Source organism: Agreia sp. Leaf244 (genome assembly GCF_001422695.1).
In the GTDB taxonomy this organism is placed as follows: Bacteria; Actinomycetota; Actinomycetes; order Actinomycetales; family Microbacteriaceae; genus Agreia.
The window spans coordinates 464,201-486,928 of the sequence record NZ_LMLX01000002.1 but is presented as its reverse complement, the minus strand read 5'-3'; the positions used below and the strand labels follow the sequence as shown (position 1 = coordinate 486,928).

General features: G+C 68.9%; 19 protein-coding genes. 12 read left to right on the top strand and 7 right to left on the bottom strand.

The annotated features are described in order from the left end of the window. Positions 1-74 precede the first annotated feature (74 nt). From ASF06_RS07150 to ASF06_RS07135, 4 genes are read right to left on the bottom strand one after another with little or no spacing between them, the layout of a single operon-like run. Positions 75-902, bottom strand: a complete 828-nt coding sequence (locus ASF06_RS07150; RefSeq protein ID WP_442853928.1) for an energy-coupling factor transporter transmembrane component T — start codon at positions 900-902, stop codon at positions 75-77. Beyond that, a complete protein-coding gene (locus tag ASF06_RS07145) occupies positions 899-2,692 on the bottom strand; it encodes an ABC transporter ATP-binding protein (RefSeq protein ID WP_055945096.1) in 1,794 nt (597 codons plus the stop codon). Before ASF06_RS07145 ends, ASF06_RS07150 begins: the two co-directional genes overlap by 4 nt. Next, positions 2,689-3,255, bottom strand: a complete 567-nt coding sequence (locus tag ASF06_RS07140) for an ECF transporter S component (RefSeq protein ID WP_082500760.1) — start codon at positions 3,253-3,255, stop codon at positions 2,689-2,691. The genes ASF06_RS07145 and ASF06_RS07140 overlap by 4 nt, the downstream gene beginning before the upstream one ends. Before the next feature lie 60 nt (positions 3,256-3,315). Next, entirely contained in the window at positions 3,316-4,200 is an 885-nt protein-coding gene (locus tag ASF06_RS07135; RefSeq protein WP_055945090.1) for an EamA family transporter, read from the bottom strand. 85 nt (positions 4,201-4,285) lie between these two features. Here ASF06_RS07135 and recQ point away from each other — a divergent pair, with 85 nt between their 5' ends. From recQ to ASF06_RS07120, 3 genes are all read left to right on the top strand, one after another. Beyond that, on the top strand, positions 4,286-6,298 hold the full coding sequence (gene recQ, locus ASF06_RS07130; RefSeq protein ID WP_235500930.1) for a DNA helicase RecQ: 2,013 nt from the start codon (positions 4,286-4,288) through the stop codon (positions 6,296-6,298). 71 nt (positions 6,299-6,369) lie between these two features. Next, positions 6,370-7,080 (top strand): lysophospholipid acyltransferase family protein, encoded by a 711-nt coding sequence (locus tag ASF06_RS07125; RefSeq protein WP_055945088.1) that lies wholly within the window; start codon positions 6,370-6,372, stop codon positions 7,078-7,080. Positions 7,081-7,121: 41 nt separating this feature from the next. After that, positions 7,122-8,249, top strand: coding sequence for an AI-2E family transporter (locus ASF06_RS07120; RefSeq protein ID WP_082500758.1), 1,128 nt, complete (start codon positions 7,122-7,124; stop codon positions 8,247-8,249). A gap of 43 nt (positions 8,250-8,292) precedes the next feature. Here the strand turns inward: ASF06_RS07120 and ASF06_RS07115 are convergent, their stop codons facing one another. After that, a complete protein-coding gene (locus ASF06_RS07115) occupies positions 8,293-8,754 on the bottom strand; it encodes a winged helix-turn-helix transcriptional regulator (RefSeq protein WP_082500757.1) in 462 nt (153 codons plus the stop codon). 64 nt (positions 8,755-8,818) lie between these two features. On the opposite strand from ASF06_RS07115, the gene ASF06_RS07110 reads away from it, so the two are divergent. The 9 genes from ASF06_RS07110 to pip all read left to right on the top strand — a co-directional run bounded on the left by ASF06_RS07110 (position 8,819) and on the right by pip (position 19,605). After that, on the top strand, positions 8,819-10,084 hold the full coding sequence (locus tag ASF06_RS07110) for an MFS transporter (RefSeq protein ID WP_055945083.1): 1,266 nt from the start codon (positions 8,819-8,821) through the stop codon (positions 10,082-10,084). A gap of 280 nt (positions 10,085-10,364) precedes the next feature. Beyond that, entirely contained in the window at positions 10,365-12,404 is a 2,040-nt protein-coding gene (locus ASF06_RS07105; RefSeq protein WP_055946248.1) for an acyl-CoA dehydrogenase family protein, read from the top strand. 70 nt (positions 12,405-12,474) lie between these two features. Continuing rightward, positions 12,475-13,422: a GlxA family transcriptional regulator gene (locus ASF06_RS07100; protein ID WP_055945080.1), complete on the top strand. Its 948-nt coding sequence runs from the start codon at positions 12,475-12,477 to the stop codon at positions 13,420-13,422. A gap of 107 nt (positions 13,423-13,529) precedes the next feature. After that, the gene (gene gap, locus ASF06_RS07095; protein WP_055945077.1) at positions 13,530-14,531 is read left to right on the top strand and encodes a type I glyceraldehyde-3-phosphate dehydrogenase; all 1,002 of its coding nucleotides are present in this window, start codon (positions 13,530-13,532) and stop codon (positions 14,529-14,531) included. Between the two features lie 177 nt (positions 14,532-14,708). Continuing rightward, complete coding sequence (locus tag ASF06_RS07090; protein ID WP_055928090.1) at positions 14,709-15,635, top strand: ABC transporter ATP-binding protein; 927 nt, start codon at positions 14,709-14,711, stop codon at positions 15,633-15,635. Then, entirely contained in the window at positions 15,632-16,456 is an 825-nt protein-coding gene (locus tag ASF06_RS07085) for an ABC transporter permease subunit (RefSeq protein ID WP_055945074.1), read from the top strand. Before ASF06_RS07090 ends, ASF06_RS07085 begins: the two co-directional genes overlap by 4 nt. A gap of 5 nt (positions 16,457-16,461) precedes the next feature. Next, positions 16,462-17,889, top strand: coding sequence for a histidine kinase (locus tag ASF06_RS07080; RefSeq protein WP_162237687.1), 1,428 nt, complete (start codon positions 16,462-16,464; stop codon positions 17,887-17,889). Continuing rightward, positions 17,886-18,596 (top strand): response regulator transcription factor, encoded by a 711-nt coding sequence (locus ASF06_RS07075; RefSeq protein ID WP_055945069.1) that lies wholly within the window; start codon positions 17,886-17,888, stop codon positions 18,594-18,596. Before ASF06_RS07080 ends, ASF06_RS07075 begins: the two co-directional genes overlap by 4 nt. Before the next feature lie 49 nt (positions 18,597-18,645). Continuing rightward, positions 18,646-19,605, top strand: coding sequence for a prolyl aminopeptidase (gene pip, locus ASF06_RS07070; RefSeq protein WP_055945066.1), 960 nt, complete (start codon positions 18,646-18,648; stop codon positions 19,603-19,605). Between the two features lie 101 nt (positions 19,606-19,706). On the opposite strand, the gene ASF06_RS07065 is transcribed toward pip, so the two are convergent. Then, positions 19,707-20,999, bottom strand: coding sequence for a hypothetical protein (locus ASF06_RS07065; RefSeq protein ID WP_055945063.1), 1,293 nt, complete (start codon positions 20,997-20,999; stop codon positions 19,707-19,709). A gap of 151 nt (positions 21,000-21,150) precedes the next feature. Next, positions 21,151-22,650: an HNH endonuclease signature motif containing protein gene (locus tag ASF06_RS07060; RefSeq protein WP_055945059.1), complete on the bottom strand. Its 1,500-nt coding sequence runs from the start codon at positions 22,648-22,650 to the stop codon at positions 21,151-21,153. Positions 22,651-22,728: the final 78 nt, after the last annotated feature.

Below are 22,728 nucleotides of genomic sequence, written 5' to 3'. Positions count from 1 at the left end.
CTGTCCTTTCGTCACATTCTGTGAAAGGGGAGTCGGATCGGCCCCTCACTTAAAGAGACTCCCTCACCGCCCGATCATGACGCGAAGACGATGACCACGACGGCGGTCGCGGCCCAGAATCCCACGATGAAGAACCAGTCCCTGGCGCGGAAGGCGATCGAGTAGCGCTCGGTGCGTGTCGGATGGGCGCCGAACGCGCGCGAGTCCATGGCCAATGCGACCCGCTCGGCGTGCCTGATGGCCCCCGCCAGCAGGGGGACGACGTAACCGGCCGTGCGCACGAGCCACGCGATCGGACCCCGCCCATCCGAGATGCCGCGCACTCGATGCGCCTGCCTGATCACCTCGAGCTCGTGACCGAAGCGGGGCACGAAGCGGAACGCGGCAAGGGCCGTGTAGCCGAGCCTGTAGGGCACACGCAGCTGCTGCACGAGAGATCGCACGAGGTCGGGGCCGGTCGAGGTGAGGCCGCCGATGAGTGCGAGCAGAACGATGGCGGCGAGCCTCAGTGCGGTGGCCAGCCCGATGAGCCAGCCGCCGACCGTGAGGCGAAGCGGCCCGGCATCGACGATCACGGATGGATCGGCCGACGCCGCCGGATCGGCCCAGATGCCGAAACTCACAGACATGACCCCCACCGCTGCGGGAACCGCGAGGAGCAGGAGCAGCAGCGTGCGGGCACGCAGGTGCGCGCCGATCACGAGAAGCGCGAGGGCGACCAGACAGAAGACGAGGGGCGTCATGACGTCGCGTGTGAAGAGCAGCAGCGCCATGGCCGGCAGGGGCGCCGCGATCTTGGAAAGCGGATTGAGCCGGTGCAGAAAGCGCCACGGGCCGAAGTCGGCGGGCGCGGCGTAGGGGTCGATCGGCGGTTTCGACACGGCAGCGCGAGACGGGGTCACGAGGTCGGCCCCGAGGGCAGGTCGCGGAGCCGTGTGACCGATCGCCACGACGGATGCCGCTCGAGCTCGCGAAATGCCCGGGCCAGCGGCGGCCTGCGCAGCCCCGCTTCGTCGAGCGCATCGGATGCCAGGACAGAGGCGGTCGGGCCGAACGCCGCGACCCTGCCCGAGTCGAGAACCAGGATGTGGCTGCTGTGCTCGGCGACGAGCTGCAGGTCGTGCGTCACGACGAGCACGGTCGTGCCCTGGGCGTTGAGTCCGTCGAGCAGGGTCAGCAGCTCAGACGCCCGCGCCCTGTCCTGCCCGAAGGTGGGCTCGTCGAGCGCGAGCAGCGGGGCGCCGTCGATGAGCGCGGTGCCCACGGAGAGGCGCCGCTTCTGCCCGCCGGAGAGCAGGAACGGATGCTCGTCGCGCAGCTCCTGCAGATCGAAGCGATCGAGCATGCCCGAGACTCGCTCCTCGACGTCGTCAGCCGCGATGCCCTGGAGCCGCGGTCCGTGGGCGAGCTCCTCTGCGACCGTGGACTTGATGAACTGGTGCTCCGGGTTCTGGAAGACGAAGCCGACCGTGCGGGCCAGCGTGCGCGCGTCGGCCTTGGCCGGGTCGAGTCCGAGAACGTCGATGCGACCGGCCGGCGCCCGGATGACTCCCGCGATGGCCTGCAGGAGGGTCGTCTTGCCCGCGCCGTTCGTTCCGACGATCGCCACGAACGAGCCGCGTTCGATCGTCACGTCGATGCCGTTCAGGATGCGGGTGCGCCCGCGATCGAGGTCGAGTGCGGTCACCCGCACGGCCGGCTCCACGGCTGCGGGCGCTTGTGCGACGCCCGTCCTACCCGCCGTGCCCGTCGCGCCCGCCTCGGGGACCGCGCCTGCGACGACCGGCGCGGGGAGGGCATCCTGCGCGTCGAGCGCGGCCGTCAGCTCGCGCGGAGTGAGGGGGAGGGGGTCGAGTCGGATGCCGGCTTCTCGGAGTCGCAGCGCCGCGAGCAGGGCGACGGGCAGCCAGACGCCGAGGCGCATGAGCTCGTCGACCCGGTCGGCGAGCACCTGTCTCGTCGGGCCCTGGATCGCGAGTCGCCCGTTCCTGTCGAGCACGATCACGCGGTCGACGAGCTCGATGGCCGCGTCGAGGTTGTGCTCGACGAGCACGATCGCGTGGTGGCCGCTGTCGACGAGGCTCCGCAGTACCGCGTAGACCTCGTCTATTCCGGCCGGGTCGAGGTTGGCCGTCGGCTCGTCGAGCACGAGCACGGCCGCCTTCATCGCGAGGGCGCAGGCGATGGCGAGCCGCTGTCGACCGCCTCCCGAGAGCGTGTCGGGGTTGTCGCCTCGACGCTCCCACAGGCCCACCTGGCGCAGGCTCTGTTCGGCCCGCGACAGCACCTCCGCCCGGTCGAGCAGCAGATTCTCGGGGCCGAACGCCACCTCGTCGAGCAGGGTGCCCGTGACCATCTGCGAGTCCGGATCCTGGAACACCATCGCCACGCGTTCGCTGAGCCGAGCCACCGTCTCGTGAGCCGTGCGCATCCCGCTCACGGTCACCGTGCCCGTGAGCTCGGCGGGAACCGCGTGGGGCACGAGCCCGTTCAGGGCGAGCGCCAGCGTCGACTTGCCGCAGCCCGAGGGGCCGAGCAGCAGCACGACCTCGCCCGGATCGACGTCGAACGTCACCTCGGTCGGGGTCGTGATGTCTCGACCGTCGTGCCGGATCGACACGGACTGCACACGCACCGCGGGCGTGGCGTGCGACTTCTCCGATGCCGCGTCGTGCGGGTCTGCGACCGTCACGCCGCGGGGGTGCTGCGAGCGCGCTCGGAGCGCAGGCCGCGGGCCACGCCGGTGCGCACGAGTGCGGCACCGAGCAGTACCGCGAGAGCCGTGAAGACGACGGGCGCGACGAAGTAGCCCGACATCAGCACGGCGCCCGAACCGGCATCGAGGGCGTCTTTCGCAAGAGTTCTGTACATGCCGAGGGCGCAGACGACGCCGGCGACGGCTCCGCCCACGAGGAACAGCCAGGTGCTCCAGCGGCGATACCTCGTGATGAGGAACGGCAGCTCCTGGAAGGCCCCGATGGCGATGGCGATGAGTGTCGCCCAGAACCCGAGGGGCTGCAGGGGAGCGGTGACGAGACCCGCGATGCCGGCGGTCAGCACCGCTACTCCGCCGCGCCTGATCACGTATTGAGCGACGACGCCGGGAACGAAATAGACGCCGATCGTGAATCCGTAGAGAAGCGGTGCAAGGGCCGCGACCGTGCCGCCGATCCAGGCGTTGAGCGCGAAGACGAGACCGCCGGCGACGCCGATCGCGGCGCAGGTCAGAAGCAGCCGGGTGCTCACGTTTCTCATCGATCCTCCGCCTCCAGCTTAGGGCAGGGTAACCAAACCACGCTGCCGGGCGGAGACCGCTCAGGCGAGTGACAGCATGGCGGCGGCGGCGAGCGCGAGAACCAGGCCGACCGCCTGCAGCGGGGCTATGCGTTCCTTCAGAACGATCGACGCCAGAATGATGGTTCCGGCCGGATAGAGGGCCGTGAGCACCGAGGTCACCGAGAGTTCGCCGAGGCGGAGTCCCGCGAGGATCAGGCCGTTCGCCGCCGCGTCGGCGACGCCGCACGCGAGGGCGGGGGCAAGAGCGGCGCCGAGGCCGGCTCTGCGGCCGGCCTCATCGGGCCGGGCCGTCGCATCCGTTCGCCGGCGGGCGACGAGAAACGCCGCCAGTACGATTGCAGCCATGATCGCGCCGTTGACGGCACGGTTGAAGAACAGGGGAACGAGCCCCGAGTCGCTGGGCGCGGCGTCGATGGCGACCAGGAAGACGCCGATCGTGGCGCCCGAGCCGATGGCCATCAGGATTCCCCGAAGGCTCGGACGCGCGGCATCCTTCTCGGGCACGAATCCGACGAGAATGACGGCGACCAGGGCGAGCGCCAGTGCGGCGTAGCCGATGGGCTGGAACGCTGCGCCCCGCGCGAGCCCGATCGAGAGGGGAACGATGGCAGAGATCACCGCGGTCAGCGGCGACAGGATGCTCATGGGCCCGATCGCGAGACAGGCGTACAGCAACGAGATACCGATCGCGCCCGAGACGCCGGAGATGCTGCCCCACAGCACCGCCTCCGCCGACCAGGCTCCGCCCACGAACGGATACACGGCGATGAGTACGACCAGCCCCGAGCCGGCTGCGATCCCCGTGACAGCGAACGGTGAGAGGCGCCGCGAGGCGATGCCGCCGAGGAAGTCGGCAGCGCCGTAGACGAACGCGCCCGCGAGGCCGAACAGGGTGACGAGCATGGACGTCGAGCCTAGCGCTGTCGGATCTGCACAGACACCGGCGCTCGCGGGCTCGGGGTCGGCGGGCGCCGGTACACTTCAGGGCGTGACGTGGAACGCAGACATCCCCTGGGACCCGGAGGCCGAACCGCCACCACTCGACGACGAGCCGCCCTACGATCCGTACTACGACGAGGGTCCCGTTCGAGAGGCTCCGGTTCGACAGGCCCCCCTTCGACAGGCTCAGGGAACGGCCGCTCCGTTCGTCGAGCCTGTCGAGACGGCCGCCCCCGAGACCGCGGTCGAGGCCCTGCAGCGGGTGTTCGGGTACGAGACCTTCCGCGGCGACCAGGCCGCGATCATCCAGAACGTCATCGACGGCGGCGACACCGTCGTGCTCATGCCCACCGGCGGCGGCAAGTCGCTCTGCTACCAGATCCCGTCGCTCGTTCGCCGAGGCACCGGCATCGTCATCTCGCCCCTCATCGCCCTGATGCAAGACCAGGTCGACGCGCTCACCGCCGTGGGGGTTCGCGCCGCATTCCTCAACTCCACGCAGGATGCCGCAGAGCGGGCGCGCGTCGAGAACGCCTACCTCGGCGGGCAGCTCGACCTTCTCTACGTCGCGCCGGAGCGGCTCTCCAGCGAGGCCACCAAAAGATTCCTCGCGCAGGGCGAGATCGCACTGTTCGCCATCGACGAGGCCCACTGCGTCTCCCAGTGGGGCCACGACTTCCGCCCCGACTATCTCGCCCTCTCCGAGCTCGCCGAGCGCTGGCCGCAGGTTCCGCGCATCGCCCTCACCGCGACGGCGACCGAGGCGACCCATGCCGAGATCACCGAACGCCTGGGCATGCAGCAGGCGAAGCACTTCGTCGCCAGCTTCGACCGGCCGAACATCCGCTATCGCATCGAGAACAAGGGCGAGGTGCGCAAGCAACTCCTCTCGCTCATCAAGGGAGAGCACCCCACCGATTCGGGCATCGTCTACGCGCTGTCGCGCAACACGGTCGAAAAGACCGCGCAGTTCCTGGCCGACAACGGACTGAAGGCGCTGCCCTATCACGCGGGCCTTGATTCGCGGCTGCGGGCGTCGACCCAGTCGCGCTTCCTGCGCGAAGACGGCATCATCATCGTCGCCACGATCGCGTTCGGCATGGGCATCGACAAGCCCGACGTGCGCTTCGTCGCCCACGTCGACCTGCCCAAGTCGGTGGAGGGCTACTACCAGGAGACCGGCCGGGCCGGCCGCGACGGACTGCCGTCGACGGCCTGGCTCGCCTACGGGCTACAAGACGTGGTGCAGCAACGCCGCATGATCGACGAGTCGCCGGGCGACCTCGCCCATCGCCGTCGGCTGTCGGCCCACCTCGACGCCATGCTCGCCCTGTGCGAGACGGTGCACTGCCGTCGGGTCAACCTGCTCGGCTATTTCGGTCAGCAGTCCACGCCGTGCGGCAACTGCGACACCTGCCTCGAGCCGCCCGAGTCGTGGGACGGCACCGTAGCAGCCCAGAAGCTGCTCTCCACCGTCGTGCGCCTGCAGCGCGAGCGCAACCAGCGGTTCGGCGCGGGCCAGCTCATCGACATCCTGCGCGGCAAGGTCACCGACCGAGTGACCCAGCTGAATCACCAGAGCCTCTCCACCTGGGGTATCGGACAAGACCTCAGCGACCAGCAGTGGCGGGGCGTCGTGCGTCAATTGCTGGCGCAGGGACTGCTCGCGGTGAACGACGACGGCTACGGCACCCTGGTCATCACCGAGGCGAGCGGCGAGGTGCTGGCCGGCAGGCATCCGGTGTCGATGAGGCGCGAGGCCGAACGTGCTGCCCGCAGTGTTCGCTCGTCTGGCTCGTCGAAGTCGAAGGCGGCGACGGCCGAGCTCGCGCCGGCAGACCAGGAGCTCTTCGAAAAGCTGCGGGCATGGCGCGCCGGCGAGGCGCGGGAGCAGGGCGTGCCCGCCTACATCGTCTTCGGCGACGCGACCCTGAGGGCGATCGCCACCGAGCGGCCCACCTCGCTCTCGCAGGCCGGAGGCATCACCGGCATCGGCGAGGCCAAGCTGCAGAAGTACGGCGAGGCGCTCCTCGAGGTCGTGGCGGGCGCAACCGTATCCTGAATCGAGCATAGATACACCCTGTTCCGCAGTGCATGCCCTCAGGGCTATAAGTACTCTGTGAGACTGGGCGCATGCTCACCTTTCTCAGCCGTGCCCTGCTCGCGCCGGTCGCCCGCGCCGTCTACAGGCCCAGGGTGATCGGACGCGACAACGTGCCGAAGACGGGGCGGGTGCTGCTCGCGAGCAACCACCTGAGCTTCATCGACAGCGTCGTGCTCACCCTCGTAGCGCCGCGCAACGTCTCGTTCCTCGCGAAGTCCGAGTACTTTGCGGGTGAAGGCGCGAAGGGGTGGCTCTCGCGATCCTTCTTCTCGGCCATCGGCGCCGTTCCGGTCGACAGGGGGGCGGGCCAGGCCGCCCAGGACGCGCTGGATGCGGGGCTCGCCATTCTGGAACGCGACGAGGCGTTCGCCATCTACCCCGAGGGCACCCGCTCGCGAGACGGACGCATCTACAAGGGGCGAACGGGTGCGGCCTGGCTGGCGATGAGCTCGAGCAGCCTGATCGTTCCGGTCGCCCTGATCGGCACCGAGAAGCTGCAGCCCGTCGGTTCGAGCATTCCTCGGCTGCATCGTGTGTCCGTCGAATTCGGGCGTCCGATCGACGCGTCGGAGTTCGGACAGGCCACGTCGGCCCGCGCGCGACGCAAGCTGACAGACGTGCTGATGGACGACATCCAGCGCATGTCGGGCCAGGAGAAGGCCGGGGTCTACAACGAGGCGCCAGCCGCGTCGACCATCGAGAAAGTCAAGCGTGCGTTGGGGCGCAACAGACCCTCCTAAGGTGGGGTGAGCGTGATCGACACGACAAGACGGGGGCTCGCATGCTGAGGAACAAGAGACGACACAGGGCCGCGATCCAAGAGCCGCAGTCGGACATCGTCGTCCCCGGCAGCACCGCTCTCCCGCCCGTCCGTATCAACGCGTTCCGCATCGGGCTCGTCGGGGGTCTCGGCGTGCTGGTGTCGATCCTCATCGGCGGGGTCATCGGCCAGCTGACGACCGTGCTGATCTACGTGGGTGTGGCCTTGTTCCTCGCGCTGGGCCTCGACCCCCTCGTGTCGTGGCTCGAGAAGAAGCTTCCGCGCTGGGCGGCGATCCTGGTGGTCTTCGCGGCGGTCATCCTCGGGTTCGCAGGTCTGCTCTTCACGATCATCCCCGTGATCGTCGACCAGATCTCCAATCTCATCACCAACTTTCCCGACATCGCCACGCGACTGGTCAACAGCGACTTCGTGAAATCGGTGGAGCAGCAGCTCTCCGGGGTCGTCGACTTCGACTCCATCGCCAAGAGCGTGACCGACTTCGTGAGCGATCCAAACAACTTCGTGAGCCTCGGCGGCGGAATCCTGGCCGTGGGCGTCGGGGTCGCCAGCGGAGTGACGGGCGCGACGATCGTGCTGATCCTCACGCTCTACTTCCTCGCGTCGCTGCGTTCGATCAAGCGCGTCACCTATCGCTTCGTGCCGGCCAGCAAGCGCGCCGGCTTCATCGACGTGTCGGAGGACATCACGTCTGCAGTCGGTCGCTACGTCGTGGGGCAGTTCACGCTCGCCGCCGTGAACGGCGTGCTCAGCGCGATCTTCCTCTGGATCATCGGGGCGCCGCAGTTCGTGCTGCTCGCCTTCATCGCCTTCCTGTTCTCCTTGATTCCCCTCGTCGGAACCCTCACGGGGTCGCTCATCATCGTGCTGACCTGCCTCTTCGCGTCGCCCTTGACCGCACTCGTCGCGCTGATCTACTACCTGATCTACATGCAGGTGGAGGCCTACTTCCTCAGCCCGCGCATCATGAACCGCGCGGTCTCGGTTCCCGGAGCGGTCGTCGTGATCGCGGCGGTCGCCGGCGGCACGCTCGGCGGCATCCTCGGGGCTCTCGTCGCCATCCCGGTGGCCGCGTCGACGATCATCATCATTCAGAAGGTCGTATTCCCGAGGCAGGAACTGAAGTAGCCCCGGGCCACGGGGTCTCGACTGCGCGTCGGCCGGCGGTCGGCTACCAGGTCGTCGTCGCACCCGGCCCGGGAACCATCGCTACGTCGGCGCATTCGAGGGTCGAGCCCGAGGCCGACACGAATTCGACGGACACCTCGTCTGAGTTGCCATCGACGTAGAGCACGCTGGGCCCGAACTCGCTGGCCCGATGGGCGGTTCCCCACTCGCTGAGGGCGGCGAGCACCTTCTTGAGTTCGGATCCGGCCTCCGTGAGGTGGTAGCTCGACCGCTCACGCGAGCCGGCCTCCTTGTAGCTGCGGCGCTCGAAGATGCCCGCATCCACCAGGGTCGTCAGCCGCGCCGAGAGCACGTCGGTGGGAACGCCGAGCCTGTCGCGGAACTCGGAGAACCGGCTGTCGCCCTGGAACGCGCTGCGCACGATCAGCACCGTCCACTTCTCGCCGAGCACCTGCATGGTGCGGGCGATCGAGCAGCGGGGTTGGGTGGCGGATGCGTGCGGCATGGCCCCACGATACGTCTTCCGCATCTGAATTGGAAATTCCAAGTCAGGCGGGTATGGTGGCGAAATGACCGCTTCCGAGACCGCACCCGCTCGCACCCGCCGACAGTGGGGCAAGAGGGGCAGCTTCTGGGCCGCCGCCTCGGTGCTCGCCCTCTGCCTCTGGGCCAGCGGCGCCCCGTCGACGCTGTACCCGAGCTACGCCGCGGAGTGGGATCTCTCTCCGGTGGTGACCACGTCGATCTTCGGCACCTACCCGGTCGCCCTGTTGCTCGTACTCCTCCTCGCCGGGGGCATCTCCGACTCGATCGGCCGCAGGCGGGCCATGCTGATCGGAGTGGGCCTGATCGTGGCGTCGGCTTTGGTCTTCGCCGTCGCCCCGAACGTGGGCTTCCTCTTCGCGGGCCGAGTACTGCAGGGGGTCGGAACAGGCTTCGCCCTCGGCGCGGCCAGTGCCGCGCTCGTCGAGAACAACCTCTCGAAGAACCCTCGCTTCGCGTCGGTGCTCACCACCGTGTCGACATCGACAGGGCTGACCCTCGTGCTCTTCGTAAGCGGGGGCCTGGCCCAGTACGCACCGTGGCCGCTGCAGCTCAGCTTCTGGGTGCTGTTCGTTCTCGCTGGTCTCGCCTTCGCCGTGGTGTGGTTCATGCGCCGCGACAACCCGCCGCGCGCCGTCGGCCCCGACGGGCGGCCCGCGCGCTGGAAGCCGTCGGGCATCCACGTGCCCCGGTCTCTGCTGCGCACCTTCATCGCCTCGACGCTGGGCGTGGTGGTGGCCTACAGCGTGGGGGCGATCTTCCTGTCGCTGGGGTCGTCGATGGCGAGGGACCTCACCGGCACGACGAACCTGCTGATCGTCGGCGCCCTGCTCGCCATCTCGTCGGTGGCGATCGGCGTCACCGCGCTCCTGCTGCAGAGGGTTCCGGCACACGTCTCCCTGATCGCGGGTGCGGTCATCAGCATCGCGGGCCTCGGCGTGATGGAACTCACGGCCGCGCAGGGCTCGATCGCCCTGTTCGTGGTCTGGTGCATCGTGGGCGGGGTCGGCTACTCCTTCGTCTTCACCGGCGGGCTGACACTGCTCAACCGCACCGCTCTTCCCGAGCACCGCGGCGGAACGCTCTCGCTGCTCTACCTGTTCTCGTATCTGCTGCAGGCCATCACGGCGGTCGTCGCCGGTGCACTGGCGACGGCCCTGGGGCTCAACGCGGCGATCGACCTCGTCGCGCCCGGCGTGGCCGTGCTGTGTATCGCGCTCATCGCGGCCACCACGGTGGATGTCGCGGCGCGGCGACGCGAGGCGCGTCTCGTCGAGGTGTCGGCCACCTGATCGATGGCGTCGTGACGTTGTGGGGGAGCGCCTGCGTTCCGGGCGTTCGGCTGTAGACATCATCAACGCGCCGCCTCGGTCTGCGAGCACTGTTTGTAGGGCAGGGACGGTCGATTGTCGTGCTCGCTCGGGCGCTCGTAGCGTGGATGCAGAAGTCACGACAGCACGGAAGAGGCCAATGATGGTGGACGCGGTGAAGAACGAGACGAGCGGCGACAGCTCGATCCAGCTTGCAGACCGGATCGAGGAGAGCGAGAAGCTCGACGAGACGACGACCGGCATGGCGATCGACAAGGCGGATGCCCGCATCGACACGGCCGCGCTCGGCCAGTACCTGCTGGGCACCTGGGCGGATGCGCGCATCGCCGCCCGCAAGCTGACCGGCAGACCCGAGATGCAGCGGGTCGACGGCCAGTCGCTGAAAGAGCACCGCGACACCGTCTTCCACCAGCTCGAGCTGCTCGTCGAGCACGGGGGAGTGCACAAGGCCTTTCCGAAGAGCCTCGGCGGAGAAGACGACCACGGCGGCAACATCGCCGGCTTCGAAGAGCTGGTCACCGCCGACCCCTCCCTGCAGATCAAGTCGGGCGTGCAGTGGGGCCTCTTCGGCGCCGCAGTTCTGCACCTCGGCACGCAGTACCACCACGAGGCCTTCCTGCCCGCGATCATGAGCCTCGAGGTTCCGGGGGCGTTCGCCATGACCGAGACGGGGCACGGCTCCGACGTCGCCGCGATCGCCACCACGGCGACCTTCGATGTGGGCAGCCAGGAGTTCGTGATCGACACTCCGTTCCGCGGCGCGTGGAAGGACTACCTCGGTAACGCCGCCGTGCACGGCACCGCGGCCGTGCTCTTCGCCCAGCTCATCACCGAGGGCATCAACCACGGCGTGCACGCCTTCTACGTTCCCTTGCGCGACGCCGACGGTCAGTTCCTGCCCGGCGTCGGCGGTGAAGACGACGGGCTCAAGGGCGGCCTCAACGGCATCGACAACGGGCGCCTGCACTTCACCGACGTGCGCATCCCGCGCGAGAACCTGCTCAACCGTTACGGCGATGTGGATGTCGACGGCACGTATTCGTCGCCCATCCAGAGCCCGGGCCGCCGCTTCTTCACGATGCTGGGCACCCTCGTGCAGGGCCGCGTCTCGCTCGACGGCGCCTCGGTCGCCGCGGCCAAGGTGGCGCTCGCGATCGCCGTGCGCTACGGCAACGAGCGCCGGCAGTTCACGGCAGGCAGCGACACCGACGAAGAGGTGATCCTCGACTACCAGGTGCACCAGCGCCGGCTGATTCCGCTGATCGCCACAACCTACGCGGCGAGCTTCGCCCACGAGCAGCTGCTCACGAAGTTCGACGGCGTCTTCTCGGGCGCGACCGACACCGACGCCGACCGCCAGGATCTCGAGACCCTCGCCGCCGCGCTCAAGCCCCTCTCCACCTGGCACGCGCTCGACACGCTGCAGGAGGCCCGCGAGGCCTGCGGCGGCGCGGGATTCCTTGCAGAGAACCGCCTGGTCGGGCTCAGGGCCGACCTCGACGTGTACGCCACCTTCGAGGGCGACAACCATGTGCTGCTGCAGCTCGTGGCCAAGCGCCTGCTCACCGACTACAGCCGCCGCTTCGCCAAGGCCGATGTCGGCGTGCTCGCGCGCTACGTCGTGGAGCAGGCCGCCGATCGCACGGTCAGCGGCACGGGACTGCGCACCCTCGCGCAGAACCTGTCAGACCGCGGATCCGTGGCCCGCAGCGTCGAACAGCTGCGCGAGACCGGTGCGCAGCGTGCCCTGCTGACCGACCGGGTCGAGACGATGGTGGCCGAGGTGGCCGGCAGGCTGCGCCCGGGAACCAAGTCGTCGAAGCAGGTCGCCGCAGACCTGTTCAACGCCAACCAGAGCGCCGTCATCGACGCGGCCAGGGCTCACGCCGAACTGCTGCAGTGGGAGGCGTTCACCGACGCCCTCGACGAGATCGACGACGAGGGAACCCGTATCGTGCTCACCTGGGTGCGCGACCTCTTCGGCCTCGGGCTCATCGAGAAGCACCTGGCCTGGTACCTCATCAACGGCAGGCTCTCGCCGAAGCGCGCGCAGGCGGTGACGGCGTACATCGACCGCCTGATCGCGCGCCTGCGGCCGCACGCCCAAGACCTGGTGGATGCCTTCGGGTACGGCCCCGAGCACATCCGCGCGTCGATCGCCACGGGCGCCGAGGCCGAGCGCCAGAGGGAGGCGCGCGACTACTATGCCGAGCAGCGCGCGAGCGGCGAGGCCCCCATCGACGAGAAGACCCTCTCGAAGAAGCAGAAGGAGCGCATCTAGCGCCTCGCCGCCCCCTCAGCGCACCAACACCCTCGTTCCCTGAGCCTGTCGAAGGGGGCAAGCTGGGAACATGACCAGCAACAACCACGGCGTCGCCGTGCTCGTGCTCGAGGGGGCGAAGCCGCTCGACGTCGGCATACCGGCGCAGGTCTTCTCGAACCGCCCGAGCATGCCCTACGACGTGCGGGTGTGCGGAGCGGCTCCGGGCCTGGTGACAGGTGGAGACGGGCTCTCGTATCACGTGGCCGATGGGCTGGAGGCCCTCACGCAGGCGGACACGATCTTCGTGCCGGGCTATCGGATGCCCGCCCAGATCGATCCGCCGCCTCACGTGCTCGACGCGCTATTGGCCGCCCACGAGCGGGGCGCGCGGCTCGCTGCGATCTCCACCGGGGCGTTCGCTCTCGCGGCGACCGGGCTGCTCGACGGCAAGCGGGCGACCACCCACTGGCACTACACGCGGGCGCTGGTGAAGAAGCATCCGCTTGTGCATCTCGACGAGGACGTGCTCTTCGTCGACGAGGGCGATGTGCTCACGTCTGCCGGTGCGGCATCCGGAATCGACCTGTGCCTGCACCTCGTACGCCGAGATCACGGCGTCGCGCTGTCGAATCACGTCGCCCGCCGTCTCGTGGCGGCGCCGTATCGAAGCGGCGGGCAGTCGCAGTACGTTCCACGCAGTGTGCCCGAGCCGCTCGGCGACCTCTTCGCGACCACTCGCGAGTGGGTGTTGGCCCACCTCGCGGATCCGCTCACCCTCGACATGCTCGCCCGCAACGCCCGGGTCTCCGCGCGCACCTTCTCGCGCCGCTTCGTCGAAGACACCGGCTACACGCCGATGCAGTGGATGCTGCGGGCACGGGTCGATGTCGCCCGTGAGCTTCTCGAGAGCACCGATCTCGGCGTCGAACAGATCGCCGCCCGGGTGGGGCTGGGAACCGGAGCCAATCTGCGGCTGCACTTCCGACGCATCCTGGGCACGTCGCCGACCGAATACCGTCACACCTTCTCCGCCTGAGGTCGTATCCCGCGTGTGGCGAGATCCTTTCGAGTCGCGTCGTTCCAGCCACTGGTGAAGGTGCGCCGGCCCGCCGAACATGGGAGGCGGAATGAAAGGAACCTTCCATGACTCGCATTGCCATCAACGGATTCGGCCGTATCGGGCGCAACACCCTGCGCGCTCTGCTCGACCGCGACAGCGCGCTCGAGGTCGTCGCCATCAACGATCTCACCGCCCCTGACTCGCTCGCCCACCTGCTCAAGTACGACAGCGCGCACGGTCGCTTCGACCGCGCCGTCGAGGTGGACGGGACCGACCTGCTCGTCGACGGTCATCGCATCCGGGTGATCGCCGAACGCGAGCCCGCCGCCCTGCCCTGGGCCGAGCTGGGTGTCGATATCGTTCTGGAGGCCACAGGTCGGTTCACCTCCGCCGACGCCGCCCGAGCGCACCTCGCGGCCGGCGCCAAGCGCGTGCTGGTGAGTGCACCCTCGGACGGCGCAGACGTGACGCTCGCGTTCGGCGTGAACACCGGTGCCTACGATCCGGCGCGCCACGTGATCGTCTCCAACGCCTCGTGCACGACCAACGCCCTCGCGCCGCTCGCCGCGGTGCTGGACGACCTGGCCGGAATCGAGCACGGCTTCATGACGACGGTGCACGCCTACACGCAGGAGCAGAACCTGCAGGACGGTCCGCACCGCGACCTGCGGCGTGCACGGGCCGCGGGCGTGAACATCGCGCCCACCACGACCGGTGCCGCCAAGGCCATCGGGCTCGTGCTGCCGAATCTCGAGGGAAAGCTCTCGGGTGACTCGATCCGCGTGCCCGTTCCGGTGGGATCGATCGTGGAACTCAACACGACCGTCTCGCGCGACGTCACCCGCGACGAGGTTCTCGCCGCCTACCGCACCGCCGCAGCGGGCGCGCTTGCGGGCATCCTCGACTACTCCGAGGAGCCGCTCGTCTCGAGCGACATCGTCGACCAGCCGGCGTCGGCGATCTTCGACTCCGCCCTCACCCGCGTCGACGGCAGGCACATCAAGGTGGTCGCCTGGTACGACAACGAATGGGGCTTCTCGAACCGGGTGATCGACACGCTCGAACTCATGGCGCGGGCGGCGTAGTCGTCGCGGGCCGAGGTAGTACCCCGGTACGACACGCTCCGGTCAAGACCGTCCTCTCGGGCGATTCGCCACACTCCGTCCACTTCTAACCTCGAAGAAGTGGAGGAGGGTCGGCCTCCTCCACGTCTGCTTGTACACGAACACAGACGTACAGACGTGAATCGACAGGAGATCGACATGATCGAAGCACAGTCCCTCACCAAGCGCTACGGCCAACGAACAGCGGTGGATGCCGCCACGTTCACGGTGCGGCCGGGCAAGGTCACGGGCCTCCTCGGCCCCAACGGCGCGGGCAAGTCCACCACGATGCGCATGATCGTGGGGCTCGACCGGCCAACGTCGGGCAGCGTCCGCGTGAATGGCCACTTCTACGCCGAGCACTCCGCCCCCCTCCACGAGGTCGGAGCCCTGCTCGACGCGAAGGCCATCCACTCGGGCCGCTCGGCTTACAACCACCTGCTCGCCCTCGGAGCCACCCACGGCATCGGAGCGGCCCGGGTGCGCGAGGTCATCGACCTCACCGGCCTGCAGGCCGTGGCCGGCAAGCGCGTGGGCGGGTTCTCGCTCGGCATGGGGCAGCGCCTCGGTATCGCCGCCGCCCTGCTCGGCGACCCGCAGACCCTCATCCTCGACGAGCCCATCAACGGTCTCGACCCCGAGGGCGTGCTGTGGGTGCGTGGACTGCTCAAGCACCTCGCCTCCGAGGGGCGTACCGTGCTGCTGTCGAGCCATCTCATGAGCGAGATGGCCATGACCGCCGATCACATCATCGTCTTCGGCCGAGGCCGCGTCATCGCAGACGCCCCGGTCGCCGACGTCGTCGGCCAGGGCGCGGTCACGTCCGTGCGCGTCTCGAGCCCCCAGGCGGCCGAGCTCGCCCGGCTGCTCGCCGCCCCGGATGTGCAGGTCACCTCCGCGAGCGGGTCGACGCTCGACGTGGCCGGCGTCTCGGCGGCGACCATCGGCGGCATCGCCGCATCCAACGGTCTTGTGCTGCACGAGCTGACCACCGTCACCGGCTCGCTCGAAGAGGCCTACCTGCGCCTCACCGCCGACGAAGTCGAATATCACACCCAGTCCGTCACCCCGGAGGTCGTCCGATGAGTACCCTTGCCCAACCCGCCCTCGCCCGCTCGAGCCACATCGACGCGTCGAACCGGGGTCTCAGCGCTCCCGGCATCGTGCGCAGCGAGTGGATCAAGCTGCGCAGCCTGCGATCGACCTGGTGGTCGTTCTCGATCATCGTTCTGATCCAGGTGAGCATCGCGGTGCTCTTCGCGCTCACGACCAGCCCGATGGCGACCGAGCCGACGACCCAGCAGGTGACCCAGGCCGCCGTGAGCATCTCGACGCTCGGAGTGCTGTTCAGCCAGCTCGTGATCGCGGTGCTCGGCGTGCTCGTCATCAGCGGCGAGTACTCCACGGGTCAGATCCGTTCGTCGTTCATGGCGGTGCCCAACAGGCTTCCCGTTCTCGCCGCCAAGGCGCTGGTGTTCGCGGTCGCGACCTTCGTGGTGGCGCTCGTCGCCATCGTGATCAGCTACATCGTCACCATGCCGATCCTCGCCGGCAACGGCGTCGAGGCAGCACCACTGGAGCCGAGCCTCTGGCTGTCGTTCTTCGGAGCCGCGGGCTACCTCGTGTTCATCGGGCTGATCTCGCTCGGCATCGGCGCGGCACTGCGCTCGACCGCGGGCGGAATCGCCGCGAGCCTCGGACTGCTGCTCGTGGTTCCCACCATCTTCCAGTTGATCCCCGCCGAGTGGGCCGGGGTCGTGGCGAGCTGGCTGCCCGGAACGGCGGGCCAGAGTCTGTACTACACGGGCTCGACCTTCGAGCCGTGGCAGGCGCTGCTGGTTATGCTCGGATGGGTGGCGGTGACCCTGATTCCCGCGGCCGTTCTGATGAAGCGAAGGGACGCGTAGCACTCGTGTCGACCGATCCAGCCATGGTGCCCCCGGCCCAGGCTGGATCGTCGCGCGTCATGAGGCCGCGCAGGGCCGAGGACTACGACCCCCAGGGGCTGGGCCTCCCGAAGCCGCCCGGCTTCATCCGCACGTTCTTCCGACGCAATCCGTGGATCATCGACGCCGTTCTCATGGGGGTGTTCTACTACGCCTCGATCGGCTCGGTGGTGGCCTCGTCGAGTCAAGTGCCGCTGCCGGCGACCCTGGTGTCGGCCCTTCTGTCGCTCGGCACCACCGCCGCGATCCTGTTCCGCCGCTTCATCCCCCGGATCCTGGCCGCCGTCTCGTGCGCCCTCATGGTGGCCGTGTTCCCCGGGAACACGGGCTCCTCGGTCGGCGGCATCGCCCTGGTCATCGCGCTCTACGCGCTCGCGGTCTACCGATCGGCGCGATCGGCGTGGCTCTGGACGATCATCGGAACCGCCGCAGCCACCCTCGGTGCCGTCGTCGGGGGCCTGCTCGATGTCGCCGTGCTGCTGGTCGCCTTCTTCGGCTACGGCATGATCTTCGTGATCGCCACCCTCATCGGCATCACGGTGGGCAACCGGGCACGGTACATGGATGCGCTCCTCGCCCGCGCGGCCCAACTCGCTCGCGAGCGAGACGCGCAGGCGCAGCTGGCCACGGCATCCGAACGCGCGCGCATCGCCCGCGAGATGCACGACATCGTCGCCCACAGCCTCACCGTGATGATCGCGCTGGCCGACGGCGCGACACGGGCCGCGACGAGCGACCCCGGCAGGGCCATGGATGCGATGGGGCACGTCTCCGAGATCGGCCGCACGTCGTTGACCGACATGCGCCGGGTGCTCGGCGTGCTCACCGAGGCCTCGGGCGACCAGCCCGCCGGAGGGTCGTCGGCCGCCGTCCCGCTGGCGCCGCAGCCCACCTTCGACGAACTGCGTCCCCTCGTCGACTCGTACCGCGCCGCGGGGCTGCCGATCACCCTGACCGTGTCAGGCGCCGTGCACGACGACTCGGTGGCCCAGCTCACCGTGTTCAGGGTCGTGCAGGAGGCTCTGACGAACGCGCTGCGCTACGCCCGCACACCGTCGCGGGTCGAGGCGGTCGTCGACTTCACGACTCCGGGTCTGACCGAGGTGACCGTCCGCGACGACGGGCTCGCGCAGGCGGCCAGCGGCTCGGCCGGCGGTTCGGTCGGCGGTGCGGCTGGAGGTGCGGCTGGAGGCTCGGCCGGCGCCGCGGCGATGTCCGCCTCGATGGGCTCCGGCCGCGGGCTCATCGGCATGCGCGAACGCGTCGCCCTCTACGGCGGCACCGTCGAGGCCGGGCCGGTCGAACCGCGCGGCTGGCGAGTGCACGCACGCATCCCCTCGGCTGCACCGCAACCGACCACCTCGCCTTCCCACCCAGAGAGCCCGGCCACATGACCTTCGCCCCCGATTCCGCTGCCCCCGTCGATCACCCGACCGTGCGCATCCTGCTCGTCGACGACCAGGCCCTGCTGCGCGTGGGTATGCGCATGGTGCTGGAGTCGGAGCCCGGGTTCGAGGTGGTGGGCGAGGCGGGCGACGGCCGTGACGCCATTCGGCAGGCCCGCAGCCTGCGACCCGATGTGATCCTCATGGATGTGCGCATGCCCGTGCTCGACGGCATCGAGGCGACGCGCGAGATCGTGCGGGAGCAGCCGGCGAGCCGCATCATCATCCTCACCACCTTCGACCTCGACGAGTACGCGTTCGCGGGCCTGCGCGCGGGTGCGAGCGGCTTTCTGCTGAAAGACGCGCGGCCCGCAGAGCTCACCTCGGCGATCCGGGCGGTCGCCTCGGGCGACGCGGCCGTGTCGGCGCGCATCACCCGAGAGCTGCTCACGATGTTCGGAGACAGCCTTCCGGATGCGCCGGGCGGGGCCGCGCAGGCGGCCTCGGCTTCTCGGCTGGCCGTGCTCACCGAACGCGAGCTCGAGGTGCTCATCGCGATCGGCGAGGGCCTGTCGAACATGGAGATCGCCGCGAGGTTCGTGCTGTCGGAGTCGACGGTGAAGACCCACGTGGGCCGGATTCTGCAGAAGCTCGAGCTGCGCGACCGGGTGCAGGCCGTGATCCTCGCCTACGAGACGGGCCTCGTGGGGCGCTAGCTCCGACGCCTCGACGAGCTCAGGGAACGGGTTCCCTAAGATCGAGAGCATGCGCACCCTCTACCCCGACATCGATCCGTTCGACTCCGGCCTCCTCGAGGTGGGCGACGGGCAGTCGATCTACTGGGAGACCTCCGGAAACCCCGACGGCAAGCCCGTGGTGTTCCTGCACGGAGGTCCTGGCGCAGGCTCGAGCCCGGCCCACCGGCGCCTCTTTGATCCCCGCCGCTACCTCATCGTCGTGCTCGACCAGCGCGGGTGCGGACGCAGCCTGCCGCACGCCAGCGACGCCTCCTTCGATCTCGCAGCGAACACCACGTGGCACCTCGTGGACGACCTCGAACGACTGCGCGAGCACCTCGGGGTCGATCGCTGGCAGGTGTTCGGTGGCTCGTGGGGCAGCACCCTCGCGCTCGCGTACGCCGAGACGCACCCCGAGCGCGTGACCGAGCTCGTGCTGCGCGGGATCTTCACGCTCCGTCGCTCCGAGCTCGCCTGGTTCTACGAGGGAGCCGGGGCGAACGAGGTGCTGCCCGATCTGTGGCCAGGCTTCCTCGCGCCGGTGCCGGTCGAGGAGCGGGGCGCGCTCATCCGGGCGTATCACCGGCTGCTCAACGACCCCGACCCGACCGTGCACGGGCCGGCAGCCGTCGCGTGGGCGACGTGGGAGGCATCCGCCATCACCCTGCTGCCGCGACCCGAACTGGTCGCGGCGTTCGCCGACCCCACCTACGCGCTCGCGTTCGCGCGCATCGAGAATCACTACTTCGTGAACGAGGGCTGGATGGAGGATGGCCAGCTCCTCGCCCGCGCCGGTGTGCTGCGCGAGATTCCGACCGTGATCGTTCAGGGTCGCTACGACCTGTGCACTCCGGCCGTCACCGCCTGGGATCTGCACAGGGCCCTGCCCGAGGCCGAGTTCCGTCTCATTGCCGACGCGGGCCACGCCTTCGACGAGCCGGGAATTCTCGACGCGCTGATCGAGGCGACCGACCGCTTCGCCGAGTGAGCCGCCCCGTTCGCTTCGATCCGTGAGCCGCCCCGTTCGTTGAGCCTGTCGAAACGCCCTTCGACAGGCTCCCCTTCGACAGGCTCAGGGAACGAGGGCGGTCATTCGTCGTCGACGAAGCCGCCGATGGCCTGCTGCAGGGCTTTCGCGAAGGCGTGCGCGCGGTCGGGTTCGACGGCATAACGGATGCCCCCGGTCGCGACGGGTGACTCGGCCAGCGCTCCCGAGGCGGCGAGCTCGCCCAGCACCGCGATCGTGCGCTCGGAGGCGTACTCGTTCGACAGCCGGTGCACCTCGGCCGAGAGCTCCTCATCATCGTCGCCGAACAGTCCTTCGTCGTCGGGGTCGTCGTGGTCGGGCCGTGCGTCGTCGAAGACGAGGTTGAGTGCGTCGACGGATGCTCCGGGCAGCAGCTCGGGCGACAGGGCAACGCAGAGCTGGCCGATGACCCGGATCGTGACCTCCGATCCCAGCTCGGTATCGGCATCCAGCTCTTTGGTGAGCCACCACGTGAGGTAGTGGCGGATGAACTCCACGCGCAGCTCGAGTGCCGTGTCGCCGTCGGCGCTGTCGGTGCTGTCGGCGCTGTCGGCGCCGAGGGCGTCGAGGCCATCGACGCCCGGCCCCGGTCGCAGTGCGGTGCCCTCGGTAGTGACTATGCGGGTCTCGTGGAGGGCGTACCACCAGGCCGAGAGCGGCTGCGAGTCCCACATGCTGCCGCCGGGAACCTGACGGTGCTCGGGCAGGCCCAGCATGGAGGTCGCGACGGAGATGTCGGCCGTGCGCAGCGCTCCGGTCGCCGTGAGGGTCTTCTCGGCCCCGATCCAGTCGAGGAAGGGAGCGATCGCGGAGATCGGTGCCCAGCGATCGAGGGACGCGAGCTGCGCATCGACCGGGGCGGCCTGCACGGTCTCGAGGCTCTCGACCAGGAGCGTGAAGAAGCCCGACGCGGCTCCGCCCTCGTCGCCCATCAGTTCGTGCACGATCTCGGAGCTCTCCTCGAGCTCGGCGGTCGTGCCCGTCCACCGTTCGGTCTCGATGAGGAAGTCGAGCAGGTGGTCGAGCACATCGACGACCGAGGCGCCCTCCCAGATGGGATCGTCGAGCTCTGTGTCGTCGGCCTCGTCGAAGTGGTCGAGCAGGGCGTCGAGGGTGTCGGGCACCGGATGCGCGAGGGTGCGCTTGCCGGGAAGGGCTGCGGTGATCGAGGCGGTGCGAGAGAAGGAGGCGAGCATGGCCTCGGGCGTCGGGTGGTCGTCGAGCCCCTCCGCGTGCGTCTTGTACCAGCTGCCGAATGCGAGGGTCAGGGCCGAGATCGCTGTGGGGGAGGTGCCGACGGAGCGGGACACCCCGGTGCGCTTCTTCGCGCTCGATCGCTTCTTGCTCGTGGGCATGTGCTGCTCTCCATCGGTGCTCGTGGTGGGGTTGTTCCATCGTAGGGCGGGGGCTGAAAGGACCAGGCTCGACAACTACAACATCGTTCCCTGAGCCTGTGGAAGGGCACTGAGCCGGTCGAAGGACCCTGAGCCTGTGGAATGCCCCGCTTCACCACGGCCGGCCCGTTCGTCGCTGGTCGGTCGGTCGTGGTGTTCGCTGGCGGTCGAGCCAGGTGGGTGGTCTGACATGCGGTGTGCCGTGAATCATCTCGAGTTGCCACGCAGATGTGTGAATCGTGGAGTGATGGAACGGACAGAGCAACGCCAGATTGCCGATGTCGGTGCGCCCGGCAAGAAAGGAGTCGCTCACCCAGGGGGTGACGTGGTGGGCCTGACATCGCGACGGCGGAGCGGTGCATCCCGGCATCACGCAGCCGCCGTCTCGGGCGGCGAGGGCTCTGCGTTGTCGTCGGGAGGCCAATCGGTGGGTCTTTCCGTGCTTCAGGATCTCGCCGTGGTCTCCGAACAGGGTGGCGATGATGTCGCCGTCGCAGCGGAGTTGGTGCACAGCGCTGATCGGTATCGGTTCGGTGCTGCCATCGATCCATCCCACTCCACGGCCCGATTCGAGGTCGGCCAGCGTGACATGAACGTTCACCGTGGGGGCCGACCCATTGAGACGTGATGCGGCCGGGGATGCTGCAGCCATGTCGATGAGAGTCATGACCGCGTCGAGAAGCTTCTGCTCCGTAGTTCGCGGGTCGACGGCGGCGTCGGCGTCTGAGATCGATGTTCCGGGCTCGCCATCCCGACCCGCATCCGAATCTGTCGGCTCTGAGCCGGTGCGAGGTTCTGTGGGGTCAGGCGTGCGCGGGCTGAGAATCGAGTCGACCGCGGCCAGGAAGACGCCCAGTTGCAGTGGCGGCAGGGCGTACCTTCCGCGCGCCATGCCGTCGGCTCCGACTTTCGGGCGACTGAAGCCGCGGAGTGACTGCTTGACGGCGTCTCGGGGTTCTGCTCCGTCGGGGTCGAGGTGCTCGCGTATGCGGATCGCCAGCCGAGTGATCTCCTCGACCGTGTACAGCCTCGGCGCCCTCGCCAGCGCATCCACGTCGGAATCGGAAGCCGCGTCAGTGCCAGCGCCGCCGATGGTGGCGATCGCGGCCTCGACCAAGTGTCTCTCTGCCTGATCGGTAGCGTCTGACCAGCCGGTGCGGTTCACGACCTCGGAGAGGGTGCGGCAGATCGCCGCAGCCGTATCGACGCCGAGGTCGCCCGCGAAGAACGCGGACTCGACCACGGGGAAGAAACTCGGATTCGGGGTACCTGAGATGGAGACGGACGAACGGATTCGTTGGCCGAAGGCGATGCGCGACCCTGCCGTGCGCTCGGAGACATTCGTTGTGGCCGCGAGCAGTTTCTTCGCCGAGGAGAACCCGTGTCGGTAGGTGAGGCCCGAGGTGTCGAGTTCGCGGCGGGACTCGTGTGCGATCTCTGCGGCGATCCAGGTGCGGGCGGCGTCGCCGGCTCGGCCGATGGCCTCCCAGTCGTGGGCCGTGTCGAGCAGCGCGTCACCAGAGCCGTCAGCGCCGACCGCCGCACGGTCGTCGTCAAGGAGCTGCCTGAGGCGCGCGGCGATGTCGCCGAGAGATGCGTCGAGGAGGTCCATACGAGAAGTCAAACAGTAGCCACCGACACTGGGTCGATTCGTCCATTTCACGTGTGATCAGGGATTTGCCCCGTGGAT